At 67.0% G+C, this 19,247-nt stretch carries 14 protein-coding genes; 8 read left to right on the top strand and 6 right to left on the bottom strand.

Features of this window, described 5'->3' with window-relative positions:
• Nucleotide 1 precedes the first annotated feature (1 nt).
• Complete coding sequence (locus C1N91_RS05780; RefSeq protein ID WP_137766969.1) at nucleotides 2-2,236, top strand: 3'-5' exonuclease; 2,235 nt, start codon at nucleotides 2-4, stop codon at nucleotides 2,234-2,236.
• Between the two features lie 16 nt (nucleotides 2,237-2,252).
• The gene (locus tag C1N91_RS05775) at nucleotides 2,253-3,425 is read left to right on the top strand and encodes a PD-(D/E)XK nuclease family protein (RefSeq protein ID WP_137766968.1); all 1,173 of its coding nucleotides are present in this window, start codon (nucleotides 2,253-2,255) and stop codon (nucleotides 3,423-3,425) included.
• 64 nt (nucleotides 3,426-3,489) lie between these two features.
• Here C1N91_RS05775 and C1N91_RS05770 read toward each other — a convergent pair whose 3' ends face one another.
• From C1N91_RS05770 to C1N91_RS05755, 4 genes are all read right to left on the bottom strand, one after another.
• On the bottom strand, nucleotides 3,490-8,727 hold the full coding sequence (locus C1N91_RS05770; protein WP_137766967.1) for an AAA domain-containing protein: 5,238 nt from the start codon (nucleotides 8,725-8,727) through the stop codon (nucleotides 3,490-3,492).
• 127 nt (nucleotides 8,728-8,854) lie between these two features.
• Nucleotides 8,855-10,030, bottom strand: a complete 1,176-nt coding sequence (locus tag C1N91_RS05765; protein WP_137766966.1) for an McrC family protein — start codon at nucleotides 10,028-10,030, stop codon at nucleotides 8,855-8,857.
• Nucleotides 10,031-10,064: 34 nt separating this feature from the next.
• A complete protein-coding gene (locus tag C1N91_RS05760) occupies nucleotides 10,065-12,179 on the bottom strand; it encodes an AAA family ATPase (protein ID WP_137766965.1) in 2,115 nt (704 codons plus the stop codon).
• A complete protein-coding gene (locus tag C1N91_RS05755; protein ID WP_254678362.1) occupies nucleotides 12,166-13,248 on the bottom strand; it encodes an EcsC family protein in 1,083 nt (360 codons plus the stop codon). Before C1N91_RS05755 ends, C1N91_RS05760 begins: the two co-directional genes overlap by 14 nt.
• Nucleotides 13,249-13,365: 117 nt before the next feature.
• Between C1N91_RS05755 and C1N91_RS05750 the strand changes: the two genes are divergently transcribed.
• Nucleotides 13,366-13,794: a hypothetical protein gene (locus tag C1N91_RS05750; RefSeq protein WP_254678361.1), complete on the top strand. Its 429-nt coding sequence runs from the start codon at nucleotides 13,366-13,368 to the stop codon at nucleotides 13,792-13,794.
• Here C1N91_RS05750 and C1N91_RS05745 read toward each other — a convergent pair whose 3' ends face one another.
• A complete protein-coding gene (locus C1N91_RS05745; protein WP_254678360.1) occupies nucleotides 13,795-14,790 on the bottom strand; it encodes an AraC family transcriptional regulator in 996 nt (331 codons plus the stop codon).
• Between the two features lie 122 nt (nucleotides 14,791-14,912).
• Here C1N91_RS05745 and C1N91_RS05740 point away from each other — a divergent pair, with 122 nt between their 5' ends.
• The 4 genes from C1N91_RS05740 to C1N91_RS05725 all read left to right on the top strand — a co-directional run bounded on the left by C1N91_RS05740 (nucleotide 14,913) and on the right by C1N91_RS05725 (nucleotide 18,310).
• Nucleotides 14,913-15,686: an SDR family NAD(P)-dependent oxidoreductase gene (locus C1N91_RS05740; protein WP_137766964.1), complete on the top strand. Its 774-nt coding sequence runs from the start codon at nucleotides 14,913-14,915 to the stop codon at nucleotides 15,684-15,686.
• Between the two features lie 94 nt (nucleotides 15,687-15,780).
• Nucleotides 15,781-16,059, top strand: a complete 279-nt coding sequence (locus C1N91_RS05735) for a hypothetical protein (RefSeq protein WP_137766963.1) — start codon at nucleotides 15,781-15,783, stop codon at nucleotides 16,057-16,059.
• On the top strand, nucleotides 16,056-17,801 hold the full coding sequence (locus C1N91_RS05730) for an alpha/beta hydrolase (RefSeq protein ID WP_137766962.1): 1,746 nt from the start codon (nucleotides 16,056-16,058) through the stop codon (nucleotides 17,799-17,801). The genes C1N91_RS05735 and C1N91_RS05730 overlap by 4 nt, the downstream gene beginning before the upstream one ends.
• Nucleotides 17,802-17,923: 122 nt before the next feature.
• On the top strand, nucleotides 17,924-18,310 hold the full coding sequence (locus C1N91_RS05725; protein ID WP_137766961.1) for a hypothetical protein: 387 nt from the start codon (nucleotides 17,924-17,926) through the stop codon (nucleotides 18,308-18,310).
• A 40-nt stretch (nucleotides 18,311-18,350) separates the two neighbouring features.
• Here the strand turns inward: C1N91_RS05725 and C1N91_RS05720 are convergent, their stop codons facing one another.
• On the bottom strand, nucleotides 18,351-18,566 hold the full coding sequence (locus C1N91_RS05720; RefSeq protein WP_254678359.1) for a DUF1653 domain-containing protein: 216 nt from the start codon (nucleotides 18,564-18,566) through the stop codon (nucleotides 18,351-18,353).
• A 56-nt stretch (nucleotides 18,567-18,622) separates the two neighbouring features.
• Here C1N91_RS05720 and C1N91_RS05715 point away from each other — a divergent pair, with 56 nt between their 5' ends.
• Entirely contained in the window at nucleotides 18,623-19,213 is a 591-nt protein-coding gene (locus tag C1N91_RS05715; RefSeq protein ID WP_137766960.1) for a hypothetical protein, read from the top strand.
• Nucleotides 19,214-19,247 lie beyond the last annotated feature (34 nt).

The raw sequence follows: 19,247 nt of genomic DNA, 5'->3' as shown, positions 1-19,247 counted from the left end.
CATGCCGTTGCTCGTCATGGCGAACATGCAGCAGAAGCTCGAGAAGGTCGTGCAGCTCAAGCTGTTCGCCTTCATGGCCAAACTGCAGGCCGACGACGCCCTTCCCGGCTTGCACATCGAGCCGATGGTCAACGCTGCCGACGCGCGCGCCCGAACGGGCCGTGTCGACCAGGGGCTGCGGGCGGTGCTCTACAAGATCGAGGTGCCCTCCGGGCCGACGACATACGTGTGCGCGGGCGTGTACGAGCACGATGAAGCGATCAAGATCGCGAAGTCGCAGGTGCTCCGCGTCAATCCCGTGAACGGTGTGGCGGAACTGATCGCTGCCCCGGCGCCCGCTGCTCCGGCTCAGCAGGCGAACCGCTGGGTCCCAGAGACGCCGCCAGAATCAAAGCCATTCCTGGAGCAGTTCGGGTACACCGCCGAGGACCTGACGAGTTCCATCGGCTTCGACCTCGAGACCGCCGAACGGCTCCTCGCGTTCGCCGCTGAGGACGAATTCCTGGCGTTCGCGGAATCGCTGCCAAACCAGTGGCAGCAGAACGCCGCGCTGGGACTCGCGGTCGGCGATTCGATCGACGGGATCAAGACGTCACTCGGGCTCGGCAGCGACGAGTTCGACGCCACTGTCCCGCCGGCGGATGGACGCCCCGCGGAGGCGACCCCGAGTGTCTCGCTGGAGCAGGCCGAGGCGTCGGAGCTCCTCGAATCCCTCAAGCGCCCGGCGTCGCAGATGCAGTTCACCTTCGTCGATGACGACGAGGAGCTCCGCCGCGTCATCGAGGGCGGTGACTTCGGAGCATGGCGCGTGTTCCTGCACCCCGAGCAGCGCGCCTACGCGACGCGCACCTACCAGGGTCCGTTCCGCCTGACCGGAGGCGCCGGTACCGGCAAGACCGTGGTCCTGCTGCATCGAGCTCGAGAACTCGCGGCGGACGCGGACGCGCGTGTCATCCTCACGACGTTCACCAGGACTCTCGCGAGCATGCTCGACCGAGACCTTCGACGTCTTGACCCGCGGCCCTCGCGTGCAGCGCAGCTGGGCGAGACCGGCATCCTCACCGCCGGGATCGATCAGCTTGCGCATGCCGTCCGTGACACCGCTGAGCCAGACGGGTGGGAGCGGGCTTCGATCGACGCCATCGGATGGGACGCAGAGCGTTCCGCGTCGTTGGTCTCGAACTCGATCGGCTGGGACGAGGCGGTATTCGATGCCAAGCCCGACCTACCGAGCGAGCTGCGGTCGCCCGCCTTCATGGAGAGCGAGTACCTCCAGGTCGTCCTGCCGAACGGCGTGACGTCGAGGGCAGACTACTTCGCCGCTCGACGCCCCGGCCGCGGAGTGGCGCTCGACCGTGCGAAGCGCGCACAGGTGTGGTCCGTCATCGAGCAGTTCCGGCGCAACGCACGAGCACATCGCCGGCTCTCGTGGGCGGAGCTCTCGTCCGTGGCGGCCGCGTACCTCGACGCTCACCCCGAGGAGCGCCCCGCTGACCACGTCCTCGTCGATGAAGCCCAGGACCTGACGCCGAGCCACTGGACCATGCTCCGCGCGCTCGTCGGCGAGCACGGCAACGACCTGTTCGTCGCAGAGGACTCGCACCAGCGCATCTACGGGCAGCGGGTCGTGCTGTCGCGTCTCGGCATCAAGATCGTGGGCAGGTCACGACGTCTGACTCTCAACTACCGGACGACGCAGCAGAACCTGCGGTATGCGCTCGGCGTGCTCGAAGGCGGCGAGTTCACGGACAGCGAGGGAAGCCCGCAGGACGAGCAGGGCTACCGGTCCGCACGACTCGGACCCGAGGTGCGGGTCCGAGGACACCAGACGCCGTCAGCGCAGTACGACGGCCTGGCGCAACAGCTCAAGGATTGGAGAGCTGCGTCCAGCGATGTGGAGTCGATCGCGGTGCTCGTCCGGACGAAGGGCGCGACCGAAACCGTGGTCCAGCAGCTCGCGACGCGCGACGTCCCCTCGACCGAGAAGTCCGCACGTGACAAGGTGCGGGTGATGACGATGCACAGCGCCAAGGGATTGGAGTTCTCACGAGTCGTCCTGTTCGACGTGTCTGCGGGCGTTGTCCCGAACAAGCTGGCGCTGCAGCACGCCGCGCCTGAGGAGCAGGCCGACGCCGAGCTCCGGGAGCGCTCTCTGCTCTACGTCGCCGCAAGCCGCGCGCGCGACGAACTCGTCGTCAGTTGGCAGGGAGCGCCCTCTCCGCTCCTGGCACGGTGATGGCCAGATCGTGGTGATGGACGAAGCGGCACTCACGCAGATGGTCACCTCGCTCGTCCCGACGATGTCGCGGAGCCTGGCCGAGCAGTTCAACGTGTTCCGGGTCATGCACCACGGCACGCACGAGAAGCAGTTGTCGAACGTGTTTGCCTGGCTGTTGCGAGCCGACGCCACGCACCATCTCGGGGACACGTTCCAACGCATCCTGCTCTCCCGTGTCAACTCGGCCCTTCCTCCGAGCGAGCAGCTGCCGCTCACCGGGTTCCGCGTGCTGCAGGAGGTCGACACGACGATCGCTTCCGCACCCGGCAAGGACATCGCCGACATCGTGCTGCTGCGGGACGACGCAGCGGTCATGATCGAGAACTTCGAGACGTCGGACGGCCACGGGCACGACTACGAGAACTACCGCACCTACGGCAGCGCGAACGGACGACGGAGCGTCGTCGTCATGCTGTGTGCACGTGAGGAACGCCAGCGCCTATCAATGGGCTGGGAGGACGCGGTCGTCATCACATACGCCGAGGTACTGGGCGATCTACGGGCGCATCTCGATGCAAACCGCCGGTGGCGTACCGACAACCCCCGGCAGGACGCGTTCATCAACGAGTTCGTCGACCAATTCGTGGAGGGACCACAGGCGATGACGCTGCATGACCAGTTGACGTTCATCAAGACGATGTGCGAGACGGGCGAATCCGCTCGGTACGGGCGACGCCCGAACGACGTCGTCGCGAAGGAGTTCGCTGAGCAGATCGCCCAACACGCGCAGCGGCAGTTCGAGGACGGCCGGCGGACGCTCGGCTCGGTCAAACGTTCCTTGCGACAGCACGCCGATCGAGTGGTTCGCCGAAGGGTCAACGAGCTCCTCGGCGGTGAGGCGGTCCGCTCCGTGTCGGCGAACTACCAAGGGCAGTGGGAGTGGAGCTCGACGCTCGTGACAGCGGACGGTGAGCCGAACATCTTCCTGGAGTTCGGGCCGACAGCCGTGACGGAGAACGAGCGAGCTCCGGAGCCCGTCAGCCACCCCGACTACTCGAGGGTGTTCGTCACGCGGCAAGCAGGCGCGGGGATCGACCGCATCGTGCAGACCGACGTGACGCTCGAAGAGGTCCTCGCGGGGCTCAGTCCGGATGACAATCGGCTCGTACTTGTTGTCGTATCGCTGGTCGGAGGGACTGACCGGTAGGCATTGCAGGGATACGCCCTGCCCACCGGATCATCGCGGATGCAAGTCCCCCAGTTTCGCCATGTCAGCTCGATGCGTTGGACCAATGTGCGGGGAACCAGGCGTCCGGCTGCACCGTGCAGACGTAGACCGGTTCACCATCGACCAGCGTGGCCATCGTGCCGGCTTCGTCCACCTTGAAACGCCCGCCGTTCGGACGGACGCTCCGCATGACTTCCCGAAGCGCGCACGTCGAGGCCTCACCGATGTAGCTCGCGAGGGTCCGACGGCTGTACAGCGGAAGGATGTTGCCTTCCGTGTCGAGCTGGTAAGCCGCGCCGGTTTCCCAAGCCGCTCGTGCTCGGGTGCCGGCGCCAGGTTCAGATCCATGCACGGGGCTGACCTCAGCGGGCGTCCAGTCGCGCTCTGACGCGATGCTGCTCTCATCGTGTGGACCTGTCCGATCAACTACGTCGTCAGCGTGTGCGCGGCGCCAAGCGCTCACGATCTCCGCCGAGATCCTCCCGCGTTCTCCGACTGCGAAGCCGTTCGCTCTCGCCCAACGGCGGAGCGCTGGGACGGGCGCGGGGAGCAGAGGCGCGAAGCGTGCCGCGCGCTCAGAACTTCGCTGCCCGCCTGAACTCGGGATCACCGCCGTTGACAAAGCTGCGTCCACATCCGTGACCAGCGCCTTCTGGGGTACTGCCTCTTCGCCAGTGCTCCGTGCTGCAGGGGGCTCCAGATGATCCGTCGTGGGTTGCTCAGATGCAACAGCTGCCTCCTCGAGAGCAGTGTTCGAAGAGCTGCCCTCCTGAATGGAGAGTCGTTCGGCCGAGTCGTCTGAGGCTTCGGCGGCGGGGGCATCGTGAGCTCGAAGCCGTTCGAGGCGCTCGGTCTCTGCGTGGACCTCCCGCACGCGGACCAGGTCTGCTGCCTCTGCTGCTCGCTCCTTCATCATCTCGAGGCGAGCCCAGAGGGGCTTCATCGCCTCCTCAGGGTCCAGGTAGTACTTCGAGGCACGGATTCGCCAGAACGACCAACCCATCCGTTCGAGAACGCGTTGGCGACGTACGTCGTCGTCCCACTTGTCGGGCCCGTGGAACGAATCCCCGTCACACTCGACCGCGAGACGCTCACCCGGTGCGACGCGCACGACGAAGTCGAGGCGGTAGCTACCGACGCGATGCTGCGGCTGGACGTCGTGACCTCGGTCCAGCATCTGCTTCAACACGTCGCGCTCGAACTTCGACTCCGTCAGCTCGTAAAGACCCGAGGTCTGGTCGCGACGCAGATAGCTCTGGGCGTACTCGATCATCGCCCGGCGGTGGTCCTCGTGATGGAGCGTGGATGCGTCCATGCTGTGGAAGATCCACAACTGATCCTGCGCGCGCGACGCGGCAACATTCGCCCATTGCGCGTACCGCAACGTCGTCGCCGCGAACGATGCGTCGTGTGCAACCATCGAGACGAACATGACGTTGCGCTCGTCGCCCTGAAAGAGCGGCGGGTTCCCGACCCGCACCCGACGGCGTTCGAACTCCTCGTCGCCGATCGCTTCCCGGATCATGTCCTGCAATATCTGCGCTTGCGGGCCGCTCATCATCGTCACGACGCCGAAAGTGAGGCCCTCGTAGGACGGGTCCTCCGCGCACTGAGCAACCTGGGCCGCAATCGCCTTCGCCTCGTCTGTGTTGACACGGCTCGAACCTCGTTGCACCGAGATCGCATCCTCGACGTGCACGACCTTCAGCGGGTCACCGATCTGCGGAACTCGCACTTCCTTCAGCGGAAGGATTGCTCCATTGTAGTAGCGATTCGAGAACTCGATGATTTCCGGCACACACCGGAAGTGTTCCCTGAGCGCAATCGTCGAAGGGAAGGCACGGCCAGAGATCGAGTAGAGGGAATCGTCGAGAGTGAGGAGCTTCGCTTCGGGAATGCTCTTCAGATGCTGGTCCTGCAGCGCTGCGATGCGTTCCGTAGGGTTTCCGACCCGCTCCGGGGTTGTCTGTCGGTCGTCCCCGACGACAACGGTCTTCTTGCCGAGCGCGAGCACTCCGAGTGACAGGAGGTCGCACTGCGACGACTCGTCCACCACGACGACGTCGAACAGATCGGAAACCCGCGGGTCGAAGTTTTCCATTACTCGGTAAATGGGCATGATCCAGATCGGGACAGCACCCATTGCCGCGGGCAGCGCCTCGCGCGCCGCTGCTTGGAAGCGCGGAGCGTTTTTACCGGTGCCCTTCCCTACGCGCTTGACGGCCGAGAGCCAGGTCTCGAGCGCTCGACGTTTGCGATCTTGGAAGTTCTTCTTCAGCTCGACACGCGCAGACCGACTTGCAAGGTCGACGATTGCCCGACGCAGCTCAATCGCGTCAGCGTGCGACCGTGTCATCAACGACTCGGTGTCGGTCTCGGCGTGCAGCGAACTCAACCACGTGCGGGCCCTCGCCCGTTCCCAAGCTAGCGGAGCAAGCTCGGCGTTGCCGACGACGGCCGACTCTGCACGCGTCTCACGTATGGAGCGCACCCACGCCTTCGCACCAGCGCCCTCGATGCGTTCGGCCAGTTCCTCTGCTCGGAGCACGCGCGCGCGGACCTCGATCAGGCGGCGTGTCTCTTCGACGGCTTCATCCCACTTGTCAGGGGCCGCAAGTTCGAGCGCATCCAGGAGTATGTACCACAGCGGTGAGGCGTCCTCTGCGGCGCGTTCACTTCGGATCCGGGACTCGAGCGCTTCGAGCTCAGCCGTCAATATTCGTTCTTCCAGCCGAGCGCCCGCTCGCTGGAGCACTTCCGCCGCGCTCGTGAAGAACTCGGAGGTGCCGACGGCCGACGGCACATGTCCGATGAAGTGCTCGACCCGCTCCGCGAGGAGCGGGTACGCCTCCGACCACCATCGTCCGACAGTGTCGACCCGAGCGGCCAGATGGTCGGCGGTGAACAGGAAGGACCCATCGAGCGGCGGCACCGGAATCCCCACGGCTGCGTATGCCTGCGTCATCCTGACATGAGCCTCACGCAGAGCGACGCGCAGAGCGATCTGAACGCCGACGAGATCGAGTTGCGCCGAGGTCGTCACCGGGAAGGAGTCGACGGTGGTCTGAGTCGCGAAGTCCCTGAGCTCCTTCGCTGCGAACATCGACAACTTCTTGCCGGCGGCGAGCCGTTCGGCCCAAGCGTGCACCATGCTGAACTGGACAGTGGGGTCGCCGTCGGGTACCGCCACGACGTGCCCAGCCATGCGCATTGAGAGATCGCGAGCTTCGCCGATCTTCTGCTTCACTCCAGGCTGGTGTCCCGCGACCCAGATGTGTCGCTGATCGCCACCTCGCACTGCCGCTGCGAATGGGTTCTCCCAGTCGCCCGACAGCTCTCGGACCGTCGCAGCAGCTCGCCGGAGATCAGCGACCTCTCGATCTACGATCTCAACTGTCAAGCCGTCGACCCTGTCGAGCCGAAGGCCCTGATCCTCCAAAGTGGTCACCCGCGCCCGCAGGTCTTCGAGACGATCGAACTTGGCTCGAAGCTCGGCGCCGCTGGGCAACCAGTGCGCGTCCGGCAGATTCAGGACAGCTGCCCGGCTGTCGTCCTCAGAGATCCCGCGCACCAACTCGATCAGCTCGGAGAACTCCTCTACAGTGACCGGGAAAGCTGTGTGGACGGGAATCCGATCGGAGATCACGTCGAGTTCGCGATCGCGAGCGAGCCAGGCTGCGACCTGAGGTGCCTTGCTCGGCCCTTCCGGTAGTTCGTACTCGCGCTGCTCGCTCTGCAGCGCTCTGACGAGGGAAGCGTCAGTCCGGGCCACTGAATCGCGTAGTTCGTCGACCCTCGCCGCGATGTCAGCGATCCGTCGCTCTTCCCGAGGGACGTCGAGCGCTGAGAGCGAGTCTTGCATCGACTGAGCCGCAGTCCGGAGATCCTCCAGGGCCGCGGGGGTCGACCCCAAGACCGCGAGCGAGAGGTCCCGCAGCTCCACCGGGATCTTTTCTCGCAGAACGGACAACGCCTGTTCCTTCTCAGCGGTCACGAGGACCCGTTTCCCCTGAGCGACGAGGTGAGACACGAGATTGACGATCGTGTGGGACTTGCCGGTGCCCGGCGGGCCTTGGACCGTCACTCCCCGCGACGTCGCGAGTTGTGTCGCAATCCGCTCCTGCTCAGCGTTCGCCGGCAACGGCATGAGCAGACGGTCCGCCGTCCCGTCATTCGCGGTGAGCTCGTGGCCCTGTCGCAACAGGGCATCATCAACCCGATCGCGATCTGCCACGACCGAGGCGAGACCTTCCGGAAGGAACTGCTCACTCCGGATCTTCTGAGCGAGCTCGTCGTAGAAGCGCTCCTGGCGAAGGGGCCGCTTCCGGATGAAGAGCACCCAGCCATCGTTGATCACAGGTCCAGCGCCCATCTCGGCGAAATCCGCGGATTCCGTCAGCGTCGCATCGACACCGAGGGGCGCCGCGATCTGTTGCCGGACGGCGAGGCGCTCTTGACTGTCCCAAGGGTCGGGAGGCGTTTCCCGCAGGACAGAGCGAAGCTTCACCAGGCCGTCTCGGCCATTCAGGTCAGTGCCCTCAACGCTGTCGAGCTCGAGTTCTACCGCCTGCTCCGGAATCACGCGGATGACGGAGTCTTCTGGCCCTAGCTGAACCGACACCGGAGTCGTGAGCATCGGCGCAATGATCTCCGTCTCTCCGTCACGCGCAGACATGACCACATGGCCCCATACGACCTCATGCGTCGCCGACGACGCCTCCGCCTCGAGGTGTAGGTCGTATAGCGCAGAGTAGAGCTCACGGGCGGCGAAGGACGGCCGGTTGGCCTGCGCCCACGGGGACCACAATTCAGCGGACCAGACATCGAACTCGACCCGAAGAGCTTGACTCAAGCCGTCGCGGAGTGCTGCGCGAACCTCGCGGGTTTCAAGATCCGGTTCCTCTGGCGGTTCTCCGAGCCGGCGCGTCAGCTGCTCCTCAACACGCTGGGCTGCTCGTTCCTCATCGAGTGCAGGTTTCCCGCTCGCAGATAGAAGGGCCGCCTCGGGCACCACAAGGCCTTCCAACGGCGGCGGAACTTCGAGCGGGGCCGGCGCCGGCACTCGATCGATCGACAACCAAGCGGTTCGGCTGTCGCTCGGTCCGAGGATGACCGCCTGGTGTTCAGGAACAGCTGACGGAAGGATGCACGTCGCGTAACGCCGTACATCTCGCACTGGCTTCGGACCGATCTCACGCGCAACCGCTGAAAGGTATTCGAGAAGGTCGTAGCTCTGATCGAGAACGGACTGCTCGGTGGTGAAGTCACCGTGATCGCGCACCTGCGGTTTCCCCTCTGAAGAAGACTCACCTGATCATGCCAGCTCCGGCCGACACGCTGAGACGTTCGACTACGCAACGCCGTTCTCACCTTGCGGAGTTGTTGGGCAAGGGGAGACGTCCGTGCATTCACCTACGAACGTGTCCCCGGCCGTCGAGAAGCGCCGTGACGCTCGCGTCGCCGTTCGCGAGATCGCGAGCCAAGCGCGACATGTCGTCCACGATCCTCGCGCTCGGCTTGTCCAGGACAACAGCCGAGCGACGGACGACGGGCCCATCGATGAGCATCACTCGCCCGACGGAGTCTGACGCGCCCGCCGCATACACGAGCCGCCCCTCTCCCAACCCGAACCTCCGGCAGTACGCCGCCATCTGGGACAGATCAGCGTTCGGGTACTGCCCGCGCTTCTCGACCTTGTACTTCACGTCGATGCACGCCCGCACCTCCCCGTCGACGAGCCACACCAGGTCCGGCGCGATCTTCACCCTCCCCTCGACGTCGAGAGTCGACATGTACTGCGCCACGAGCTCTCCCCCGTACGGCCGGAACGCCTCCCGCAGCGCAGCCGTCACGAAGTCCTCGAACACCGACCACATGTCGACGAGGAACCCGGCGCCCACGAGTGACCCGGCCCGCTGCTTGATCGACGCGCCCGACAGCACGAGCGACGCCAGCGGCAGCACCGCCGAGTACCGTGTGTTACGACGATCCGACCGCACCGCCGGCACCGTCGCCCCGACCGGGACCACCGTCACCCCGTCGAGCACCCGCACCACGCGCCGCAGCCGACCGACGACGTCGGCCGGCACTCCCGGCAGCCGGAGCAACCGCGTCGCCGCGGTCAGCACGAGCTGGTTCTCCGCGATGTCCTCCACAAAATCGTCGAACGACACCTCGACCGGTAGCGGCTGCCCACCCCGCCGCGTGAGCTGGTCACCGATGCGCCACCGTCCGCGCACCAGCGGCAGCGCATCGTCCCGCGTCACGTACCCGCGCAGCGCCCCTCCTGCGAGTGCCCGCGAGGCCTGCCGCTCGAACGCATGCGCCAGCGCCGGCACGAGGTCCTCGTCGGCCGCGAAGCCGAAATCCTCGTCCTCCCAGATCGCGCTCCCCGCCCGCGCGTAGCCGAGCATCGCGAACAGCCGCCGCACCGGCGTCTTCGGTCGGATCCACACGTCGTGACCGGCTATCCGCACGACACCGACCTTCCGCACACTGCTGATGCGGTACTCGTCCGCCACGAACGTCGGCGAGACGTCCGCGATCCGTGCCGCGACGAGGCCGGCAGCCACCTCACGCGGCATCCGGTGCAGCGTCGGTTGGTCCGCCTCCCGCAGCTCAATCCGCGGTGTCGGCACCTTCGGCCCCGTCCGCGGCGGAGGGCGTCGCCTGGCGACGCAGCGCTGCCAGGCCGTACCGCGCCTCCAGGTCGACTCCGTCGCCGTAGTGGTGCTCCGCGAGGAGCGGCAGGATCTCGTACCGCCACACGTCCGCCAGGCCGTCCGCGTCGAGGTCGCGCATCAGGAACGACGGCCCCACCTTAGCGTCGTGGTCGGCGATGGCCGTGTTGAGTCGCGTCAGCAGGTCCGCACGGTCGTCCTGGAGGCCCTTGGTCGCCGCCCAGCCGGCGAGCACGTCGCGGACGGGGTCGCGTTCCGGGTGCAGCTCGATGAACGCGAAGCGACGCCGCATGGCGGCGTCGAGCATCGCGATCGAGCGATCGGCGGTGTTCATCGTGCCGATGACAAAGATGTTGCTCGGCAGCGTGAACGGCTCGTCACTGTAGAGCAGCGAGATCTCGCTGTCGCGGTACTCGAGGAGAAAGTAGAGCTCGCCGAAGACCTTCGCAATGTTGCCGCGGTTGATCTCGTCGATGACGAGGAAGTAGTTCGCCTCGGGGTTGGCGGCGGCGCTGTCGGCGAGGCGTCGGAGCGGCCCCTTCCGGAGGCTGAAGGCGAGGTTCCCGCTGTCGTCGTTCGCGACGGGACGGAAGCCCTCGAAGAAATCCTCGTACGAGTACGTCGGATGGAACTGCACGATTGTGGTCTCGCCGTCGGTCCCGTCCGTCACGTGCTTCGACAGTGCCTGCGCGAGGAATGTCTTGCCGGTGCCGGGCGGGCCGTAGAGGATGACCTGCTTCCGGCGTTCGATGAGGTCGAGGGTGTCTTGGAGCCAGGCTGCGGGCATGTGGAGGCGGTCGGCCAGGCCCATCGAGACCAGAGGGAATGTCGAACGCGCAGGATCGCCAATCGGCTTCGGTTCAGGTGGTTCCGGAACTGATGGTGTGACCGGCTTCGGGGCAGCCTGATTCTGCCACCGAGATACGAGCGGATCGACGTAGTACAACGCCGGGCCCTTCACCTTCTGCTGCAGGGCGATCGTGATCTGCTGGAACGCGGCATCGGGGTCGTCCTCGGCCTGGCCGTTGATCTCACCGATGAAGGCCGCACGGATGGCCTCCCGGTTGTCCCCCGAGACAACCTCGCCGAACACACCGGGGTGCACGAGGTACAACAGCTCGTTGCGCTGTGTCGGAAAGGACGATCCGGGGAGGCTCTGCACGAAGTCGCGCCAGGCCCACGGATCGTCGAGCGCTCGTGCTCGGTCATCAGCAGGCAAGTTGATCCATCGCACCACCGCTTCGACCACGATGGACAGCGCACGGAACAGCTGTACTGACATACCGGTACCGGGATTGAACGACCACGAGCGGAAGGCGCGCTCTATCTCGGCCGGGATCGTTACCGGGTGTGCCATCAGGTCGAGGAGCGCCGTGACACGTTCACGCTTCTTCCGTTCCCCGGGTGTCTGGAGGGGAAGGATCTGCCAGCAGATGATCTCTGCCATCAGCAACCGCGCATCGTCGCTGGCAGCCGAGAACTGGTTGCGCAGCTTCGACAAGAAGTCATCACCCTCGATCTCGGGTTGCTCCAAGAAGTGCTCGCGCAGCTCCGCGGCAACTTCCGCTCGCCACACAGCTCGTCCCGGTGCGAACACGGAGTCGAGGTCCCGGAGACCACGCTCGACGAAGAGCTGCTCGGTCATCCGAATGGTCTCGGCACGGCTGTCCGGCGGAACGATCTCCGAACGCAGCCGGAGTTCGAGGTCGTCGCGTTGGGCCCTCTGAAAGGCCCGACGACGGTCCGAAAGCTCTCGCCCGAACTCCTCGAGCGACACCTCGGGCTGGATGATCGCCCGTCCAGCATCGGTCACGGTCCACTCACCGCGCCGCGGCTTCTCCATGAAACCGGCGTGCACGAGGGCGGTCGTCCCCCAGAGGAAGTCCGACTGGCCCTGCGGCTGACCAGCGGTGTTGAACTGCTGCTCATCGTCCCCCAGCGGGACGCGCGATTCGACGTGTTCCCACACCTCGATCCGCCGACCGGAGCCGTGATCCGCCAGGTACTGCAGCGCCGCCCGTAGTCGTTCGAGTCGGTTCTCAGTTCGAGTCATCAGATCGTCCCCTCAGACCCGTTGTGTGCGGCCATGCGGAAGGAGACGCGGAGCTTGCTTCGGAGTCGTCCTCGAGCAGCTCGTCCTCGGAGTCGAAAGCCAGAGCACTCGGAAGGGGCAGACCGTACTTCTCGCTGAGGAAGCGCGTCTGGCAGTACCGCTTCGCATCCTCCGCGACTCGACCGAGTACGGCGGAGTTCACGCCAGCGCCGATGACGATGCCGATGACCGGGAGGAACTTCGCTGCGCTCTGGACGGATACGTGTGCTCCTGACGGACCAAGGTGCTTCATCACCTTCTCGAGCGCGGCCAAGAGGCGGTTGTCGGCGCGCAACTTCGCAGACCAGTTGACTCGCCCCTTGACTGCTTGCGCCGCATGGCTCACCTCGCGTAGCGGAGCGGCCTTGCCCGCCTGCGCGAGGAAGGAGCGCCGGACCAGACGCTGGATGAACTCTTGCTCCTCCGGGTCCTTCGCGTCGAAACCGTACGAGTACGCGACCCGAGCAGCGATCGCCGTGCTGAGCACCTGAATGACGATGATGTCGGCGGTGATGGCGGCCGGAAGACCTGCGATCGGGACGAGCGCGAGGGCTCCCATCGTCGCCCCCTCCGCCGCACCGGCCGTTCGCCACTGTAGGGTGTTCGTCGTCAAGAGACGGTCACACGACTTGAGGTCTTGTGCGCGCAGCTCGGTGAAGTGCTCGATCTCGATGTCGCGCTTCCGCGCAAGCTTGACGACCGCCTCCGGGTCGTTGAGTTCGAGCGCCCAGTCGTTGACGAGCTCGAGGAGGGCGGCCGCGCTTTCGATAGCGGGCTTGAGAGCGGCCTCCGTGACGGCGGTGCTCGCCTGACGGATCGGCTTCTTCACCACCTCAGGAACGACGCGAACGACTTGCCCCGCGGCCGAGGAAGCGGCCGCGCCGGTGCGGTCGAGCGCCGTGCTCGCCCAGTTGGGTATTCCGCGGCGATTGTCGCGGCGATCCCAGTGGTTGTGCAGGGCGTCCCACGCCTTCTGCTCGTAGGGACTCATCTGCGGGCTGGCATCCACGCCATCTTCACTTATGAACACTCGCTCATCTTGTCGGACTCGATTCAAGCGGTGCTACCCCCCGATCGAAGGAGTGCGCGTCCACGCAACAAGCTCGCGATCGCCGACGCTCCGACAGCACGCCGCTACGCTCTCCCCATGCCCGAGCGCATCACGTACGTCCAGCTGAAGACCGGCCACGCCCTCGACGCCGGCCCCGCATGGATCAGCCGCGTGCGCTTCACGAAGACGTGGAAGACCGCGTACTTCCACGGCCGCACTCTGGCTCGCGAGCAGTCGTGGGACGCGAACTTCCGCGACGTCGACACCGATGAGTGGTTCTGGCTCTCCGGCCCGAAGCGCGACCGCACCGACGGTACGGCCACGGCGCCCCCGCCGTCGACGACGATGCCCGCGCTGACTACGACGCCTTCCTCGACGGTGCCCCGCTCCCCGGCCGCGAACACGGCTGACCTTCCGGCACGCGCATGGTCGCCCGGCGACCTTGCTCACCGCACCACCCGCCGGACGGAAGACGGCCCGCCGCGCTGCCCCGCGCCTCCAGTCCGTCCCGCCGCACCCGCGTGACTACAGCGCAGTAGCCAACGCCAACTGCCCCCGCACCACCACCGCATCCGCCGCCGGCGGCCTCCCGTACGCCTCCCGGTAGTCCCGCGAGAAGTGCGACGCACTCCGGAACCCCACCGCCGCCGCGGCCTGCGCCGCAGTGTCCCCGTGCACCACCATCCGCCGCCGTGCCTCCCCCAGCCGCGTCCGCTTGAGGTACTGCGCCGGCGTCATCCCCGTCGCCTCCTTGAACCGGGCGAACAACGTCGACTCGCTCACCCGCAGCTCCCGCGCGAGCCGCTCCATCGACCACGCCTCAGACATCCGCCCGGTCAGCAGCGCCGTGGCTCCGGCCACCACCGTGCGCCCGGTCCCGTCCAGAGCCGCCGTGATCCGCGGCGCCTGCTCCGTCTGGAGCAACCGCAGCACCACCTCCCGCGACACGAGCGGGAAGAGCACGGGGATGTCCTCCGGTGCGTCGAGCAGCCCGACCAACCGGGCGAATGCATCCGCGAGCGGCGCCGTCCAGCTCCCCAGTCGAGGCAGCGGCGACACCGCTCCCGCGAGCGACGAAGCCGAAAAAGCAGCAGCAGAACCCGGAGCGCCCGCAGCACCAGCCGGCACCGTCATCGACGCCACGACCTCCCCCACCACCGCCGGGTCAAGCCGCCACACCACGGCGACGAAGCCCTGCTCCCCCGCAGCGTCCACCACCCCGGCGACGACCGGCAGGTCCACGGGCGTGATGATGAACCGCTCGCTGCCCCACACCTGGTCGTCGTCCCCCACGATCGAGCGCTTCCGACCCCGCAGCACGACCGACATCGACGGCTCGTACCGCCGGTCGAACAACCCGGTCGGCTCGTGCACCTTCGACACGGTCAACCCGAGCGTCTCCGCGTGGTGCGCCGACCCGACACGGGCGACGGCGTCCTGCCTGTCCCGCCCGGGGACCGCTGCGTGCGCGGACGCCGTGGCCGCCGCACGGTCGAGGTGCTGCGTGATCCGCTCGTCCACGCCGCCACGCTACCTACGCGCCAGCAACCCCGACAGCGCTCGGCCATTCCGCTGCGGGATCCGGCAAGCTCCTCGCGGATCCGGGCAAGCCGCAGCGACCGAGCGCGCCGGACCATCGACCCATGACCACCACACCCACCGCCCAGACCGAATCACGCACCGCCCTCGTCACCGGCGCCTCGAGCGGCATCGGCGAGGCAATCGCGCGGGAGCTCGCCGCCGCCGGACTCGTCGTCGCCGTGCACGGCCGCGACGAGCAGCGCACCTGCGCCGTCGCCGAGGACATCGAACGCCAGGGCGGCCGCGCCGTCGCCCTCACCGCCGACCTGTCGCAGGGCCCCGACGTCGTCCGCGTCCTCGCCACCGAGGCCCGCACTCAGCTCGGCGGCCACGTCGACGTCCTCGTGAACAACGCCGGCGTCTACCCGGGAGGCCCGACCGAGTCCCTCGACGACGACACCGTCGACGCCCTGCTCGCCACGAACGTCCGCGCGCCCCACGTCCTCGTCGCCGCCCTCGCCCCAGGCATGGCCGAGCGCGGCAGCGGCCACATCGTCAACATCGGCTCGTGGATGGCCCGCGTCGGCGTCCCCTTCATGGCCCTCTACCCCGCCACGAAGGCCGCGGTCGAACAGCTCACCCGCGCCTGGGCCGCCGAGTACGGCCACCGCGGCATCCGCGTCGTCACGGTCGCCCCGGGAGCGACGGCCACCCCGGGCAACGCCGACTCGGCCGACGTCCTCGCCGCGATGACGCAGGGCACCCCCGCGGGCGTCCCGGTGCAGCCGGTCGACATCGCCCGCGCGGTCCGCTGGGTGGTCTCCGATCAGGCCGCGTTCGTCACCGGCGGCACCATCGACGTCGACGGCGGCATCGCCTCCACGCGGCTGGGCTGACCGAGGCCAAGCTGACGGAGCCGACAAGCGGGAGCAACCAGGCCGTGGAGCGCTGATATGCTGCCGGACGTACCACTTCGGGGGAAGGAACACCGTGACGGATGTCGTCATTGACGCGAGGGCTATCCGGGGCATCGCTGGCAAGATCGAACAGAGTCAGACGCAGCTGAGCAGCATCGCGGTCACCGTGCTCGGCATTGCGGACTTCGGCGCAGACGAGGTGCACTCCGCATTCGAGACCGCGCTACGCGTCCAGGCCGACACGATCGCCGCCCTCGAGGCCACCACCGGCGCTGTCGCGAAGCAGGCGCACGGGGTCGTCTCAGCGTTCGAGGACTGGGACGCTTCCCGTGCTCGGGCGGCCCGCCGATGATCGCGGATCCGACCGCCGGTGACCCACGGTCGATTCGTTCCGTCGCACAGCGCCTGCAACAGCGATCGTCGGGGATCCGCTCGGCTTCCAACGAGGTACGCCGGCAGGCGGAGGTCGTCACCGACGGTGAGTGGAAAGCAAAGAACAAGACGTCGTTCGCCGCGGCAGCAGCCGAAGTCGGCGGAAGCGGCGAGCGCATCGCCAGCCACGTCGATCGAGCTGCCACAGTCCTGATCGCCTACGCAACGAGGATCGAGCAGATCCAGTCCGAAGCTCTGACCATCAAGGCGGCTCAGGAACGGAATCACGATGACCTGACTGCGAATGCCCGGGCAGTCGAGAAGCTGCGGGAATCGGTCGCCGATGACGCCTCGGTCCGGATGCTCGGTCTCTCCACGGTGGCAGCCGGACTGCAGGTGTCGAAGGTCGCGCTCGAGCAGTCCTGGCAGAACCTCGTTGCACGCCGCCGGGCGGCTGATGCGGAGGCCGCGGCGAAGCTCGGCGAGTCCGAGGTGATCGGCGCATTCGCGACGAGTGCTGCCGCGATCACGGGGATGACCGACGAGCAGCTGCTCTCCTTCCTCAGCGGCTTGCGACCAGAGGAGATCGTCGCGATCGCCGGGAACACGGCACTCGCTGACCGGCTTCGCAAGGTCGACGATCCCAGGGCTGTTTCGCAATGGTGGTCCGCGCTCGGCGGCGCCGACGGAAAGGGCTCGCGGGATGCGCACTCGGCTGTCCAGGAGGCATTCGTCGCGGCCTTCCCTGCAGTGGTAGGCAACCTCAACGGAGTCGCGTACTGGGCGCGCGACTCTGCAAACAGGATCACCCTGAAGTCTGCGCTCGCCGCGGCGAAGCAGCGAGTGCAGGCATTGGAGGCGCAGCGCAACGGACCCGGATGGTCTCCTGCCCTGGAGTCGCGGCTGGCTGACGCCACGAAGTACCGCGACCAGCTGCAGAACTTCGACGCGGGCCGCAGGAAGCACTACGACCTGAACCGGGAGGGCGTCCGTCAGCTCACGTCCCTCACGCTGGGTCCTCCCCCGCTCGGCGCGATCAGCATCGGCGATCTTGACACCGCCGCGAACGCCACGTACGTCGTGCCCGGAATGGGGACGACGCTGCAGGACTCCACGCGACTCCTCCTCGCTGCAGCAAACCTCCGGAACGCGCAGTCCCTCTTCACGACCGACGACACCGCGGTCGTTGCATGGATCGGTTACGAGACGCCCGGACCGATCTCTGACGGCGACCCCTCGGTCCTGTACGACGGCAAGGCGCACAAGGGCGCCCCGCTGCTCAGCGCCGAACTGGAGGGCTACCGCGCTTCAGTCGGTCCGGACACGAAACTCAATGTCGTCGCGCACTCCTACGGAACGACGATGAGCAGCATCGCCGTCAGCCAATCGCCAGACCTCGGCGTGAACAGCTACGTCGCTCTCGGCTCTGCGGGCATCCCCATCGACGTCCCGAACGCTGCGTCGCTGCATGCTGACCACGTGTATGCGGGTACCGGCGACGAATGGGTCGCTCCGGGAGGGCGCATCGGAAGTGGTCGAAACGATCCTGACTCGTTCGGCTTCGGCGCCGAGCACCTCGATGTGGGTCCCGGCGATGGGCACGAGGGCGTCAATGCTCATGATCCGCTGCGGCACGACGACGACGAGAACCAGGGCAGCTGGGGATACTTCGATGAAGGCACGAATTCACTCCTGAACACGGCGGAGGCCACAACGCGATGAACGTTCTCCCGAAACACGGGGCAACGGCCCTCGTCGTTGCCGCGGTGCTCCTCGTGGGCGGCTGCGCGGGCCAGTCAGCAACTCCACAGACGGCACCAACGACCACTCGATCGGAAACGCGCATGACCCCTGACCAAGTCCGCAGAGAGAGCCTGGCCATCGTCGAGAAGCTCCGCGCACTGGATGCAGCGGCTCTACCGGAGCTTCGGCAGCCGACTGCGACCGAGTGCGGACCACGCTCCGACGAAGGAGTGAAGTTCAGCTGGTCGGTCGAGGGCGCGCCACCCTCCAACCCGCAGGACTACATCGACCGCGCCGAGGTCGTGCTCAAGGAGAACGGCTACTCCACGCACCAGACCACGACCTCGCTCAACGACGGGCGGCCGCTCCACTACCTCGGCGCCGACGGGGAGGGACGCCCGAAGATCGGGCTGGGTTCGAGCGCCCTGAACACCGTCCTCCAACTCTCGTCGGACTGCGCCGAGGGCAACGCCAGCGACTTCGGGTGAGTGCCGCGCTGACGCACTCGTCCTGACGCGCGTGCCCCAGTCACACCAGGTGAACGAACCGCGGCCCCTCGTACCCGTCCCGCGACACGTACGCGGTGAAGTCGGCGAGTGCCCGCACCCAGTGCCCCCGCTCGCCGTACAGCGCCTGGTACACGACGACCGGCTCCTCGGTCTCGACGTCCTTCGCCACGAGGACCACCTCGTACTCCCCGCCCTTGAAGTGCCGGTACCGCCCAGGGGCCACGTTGTCGCTCACCCCGCTGATCGTACCGAGACGGTCACCGAGACCAGCCGCACCGTACTGTCAGCCCTGTGGATCCCCGACTTCCTGGCGCCGTCCGCCGCGCCGCACGCCGAGCGACCTGGGTCGGAGTCGTCGGCGCCGTCGTGGGAGCGGCGATCGGGATCTGGCTGAGCCTCGGCGAGCGGCCCGACGAGGTGCTCTTCCTCGTCGTGGGCGGCACGTCGGCGGTCGGTGGCCTTGAAGCAGCGATGACGATCGTCATCGCGCAGTTCCGGATGAGGAGCATGACGAGTGCTCCGACGGCTGCACTCACCGTCGCCGAGAAGCGAGCCGTCCAAGGAGCGATCTTGTCCCGTGCGTCGATCGCTCCAGATCTCGAACCGAGGGCGGCCGCTCAGGCGCGGGTGCTCGCGGCAACGCTTCCGCTCGCGATGGCGCAGTTCGTCCTCCTGTACTTCGGGATCATCGGGTCGCAGGTCATCGGCCTCGCGTCTGCGGATCCGTTGAACTGGTTCCGCATCGTCCTCATCGCGGTCCTGGCCGTCACCGGTGTCATCGCCTTCGTGGTGCTGCGTCGCAACCTCGCTCGCGTCCGTCGCTTTCTCGGAACGCTCGACACCGACGCAACGAAGGACAGCGTCAGCTCCCCTGCACACTGAGACCTCCGGAGGGCGCTCTCCACGGACGCTGTCG

Origin of the sequence: Curtobacterium sp. SGAir0471, from assembly GCF_005490985.1 — a bacterium.
In the GTDB taxonomy this organism is placed as follows: domain Bacteria; phylum Actinomycetota; class Actinomycetes; order Actinomycetales; family Microbacteriaceae; genus Curtobacterium.
The sequence above is the reverse complement of the archived record's forward strand: the minus strand, read 5'-3'. Positions and strand labels throughout refer to the sequence as shown.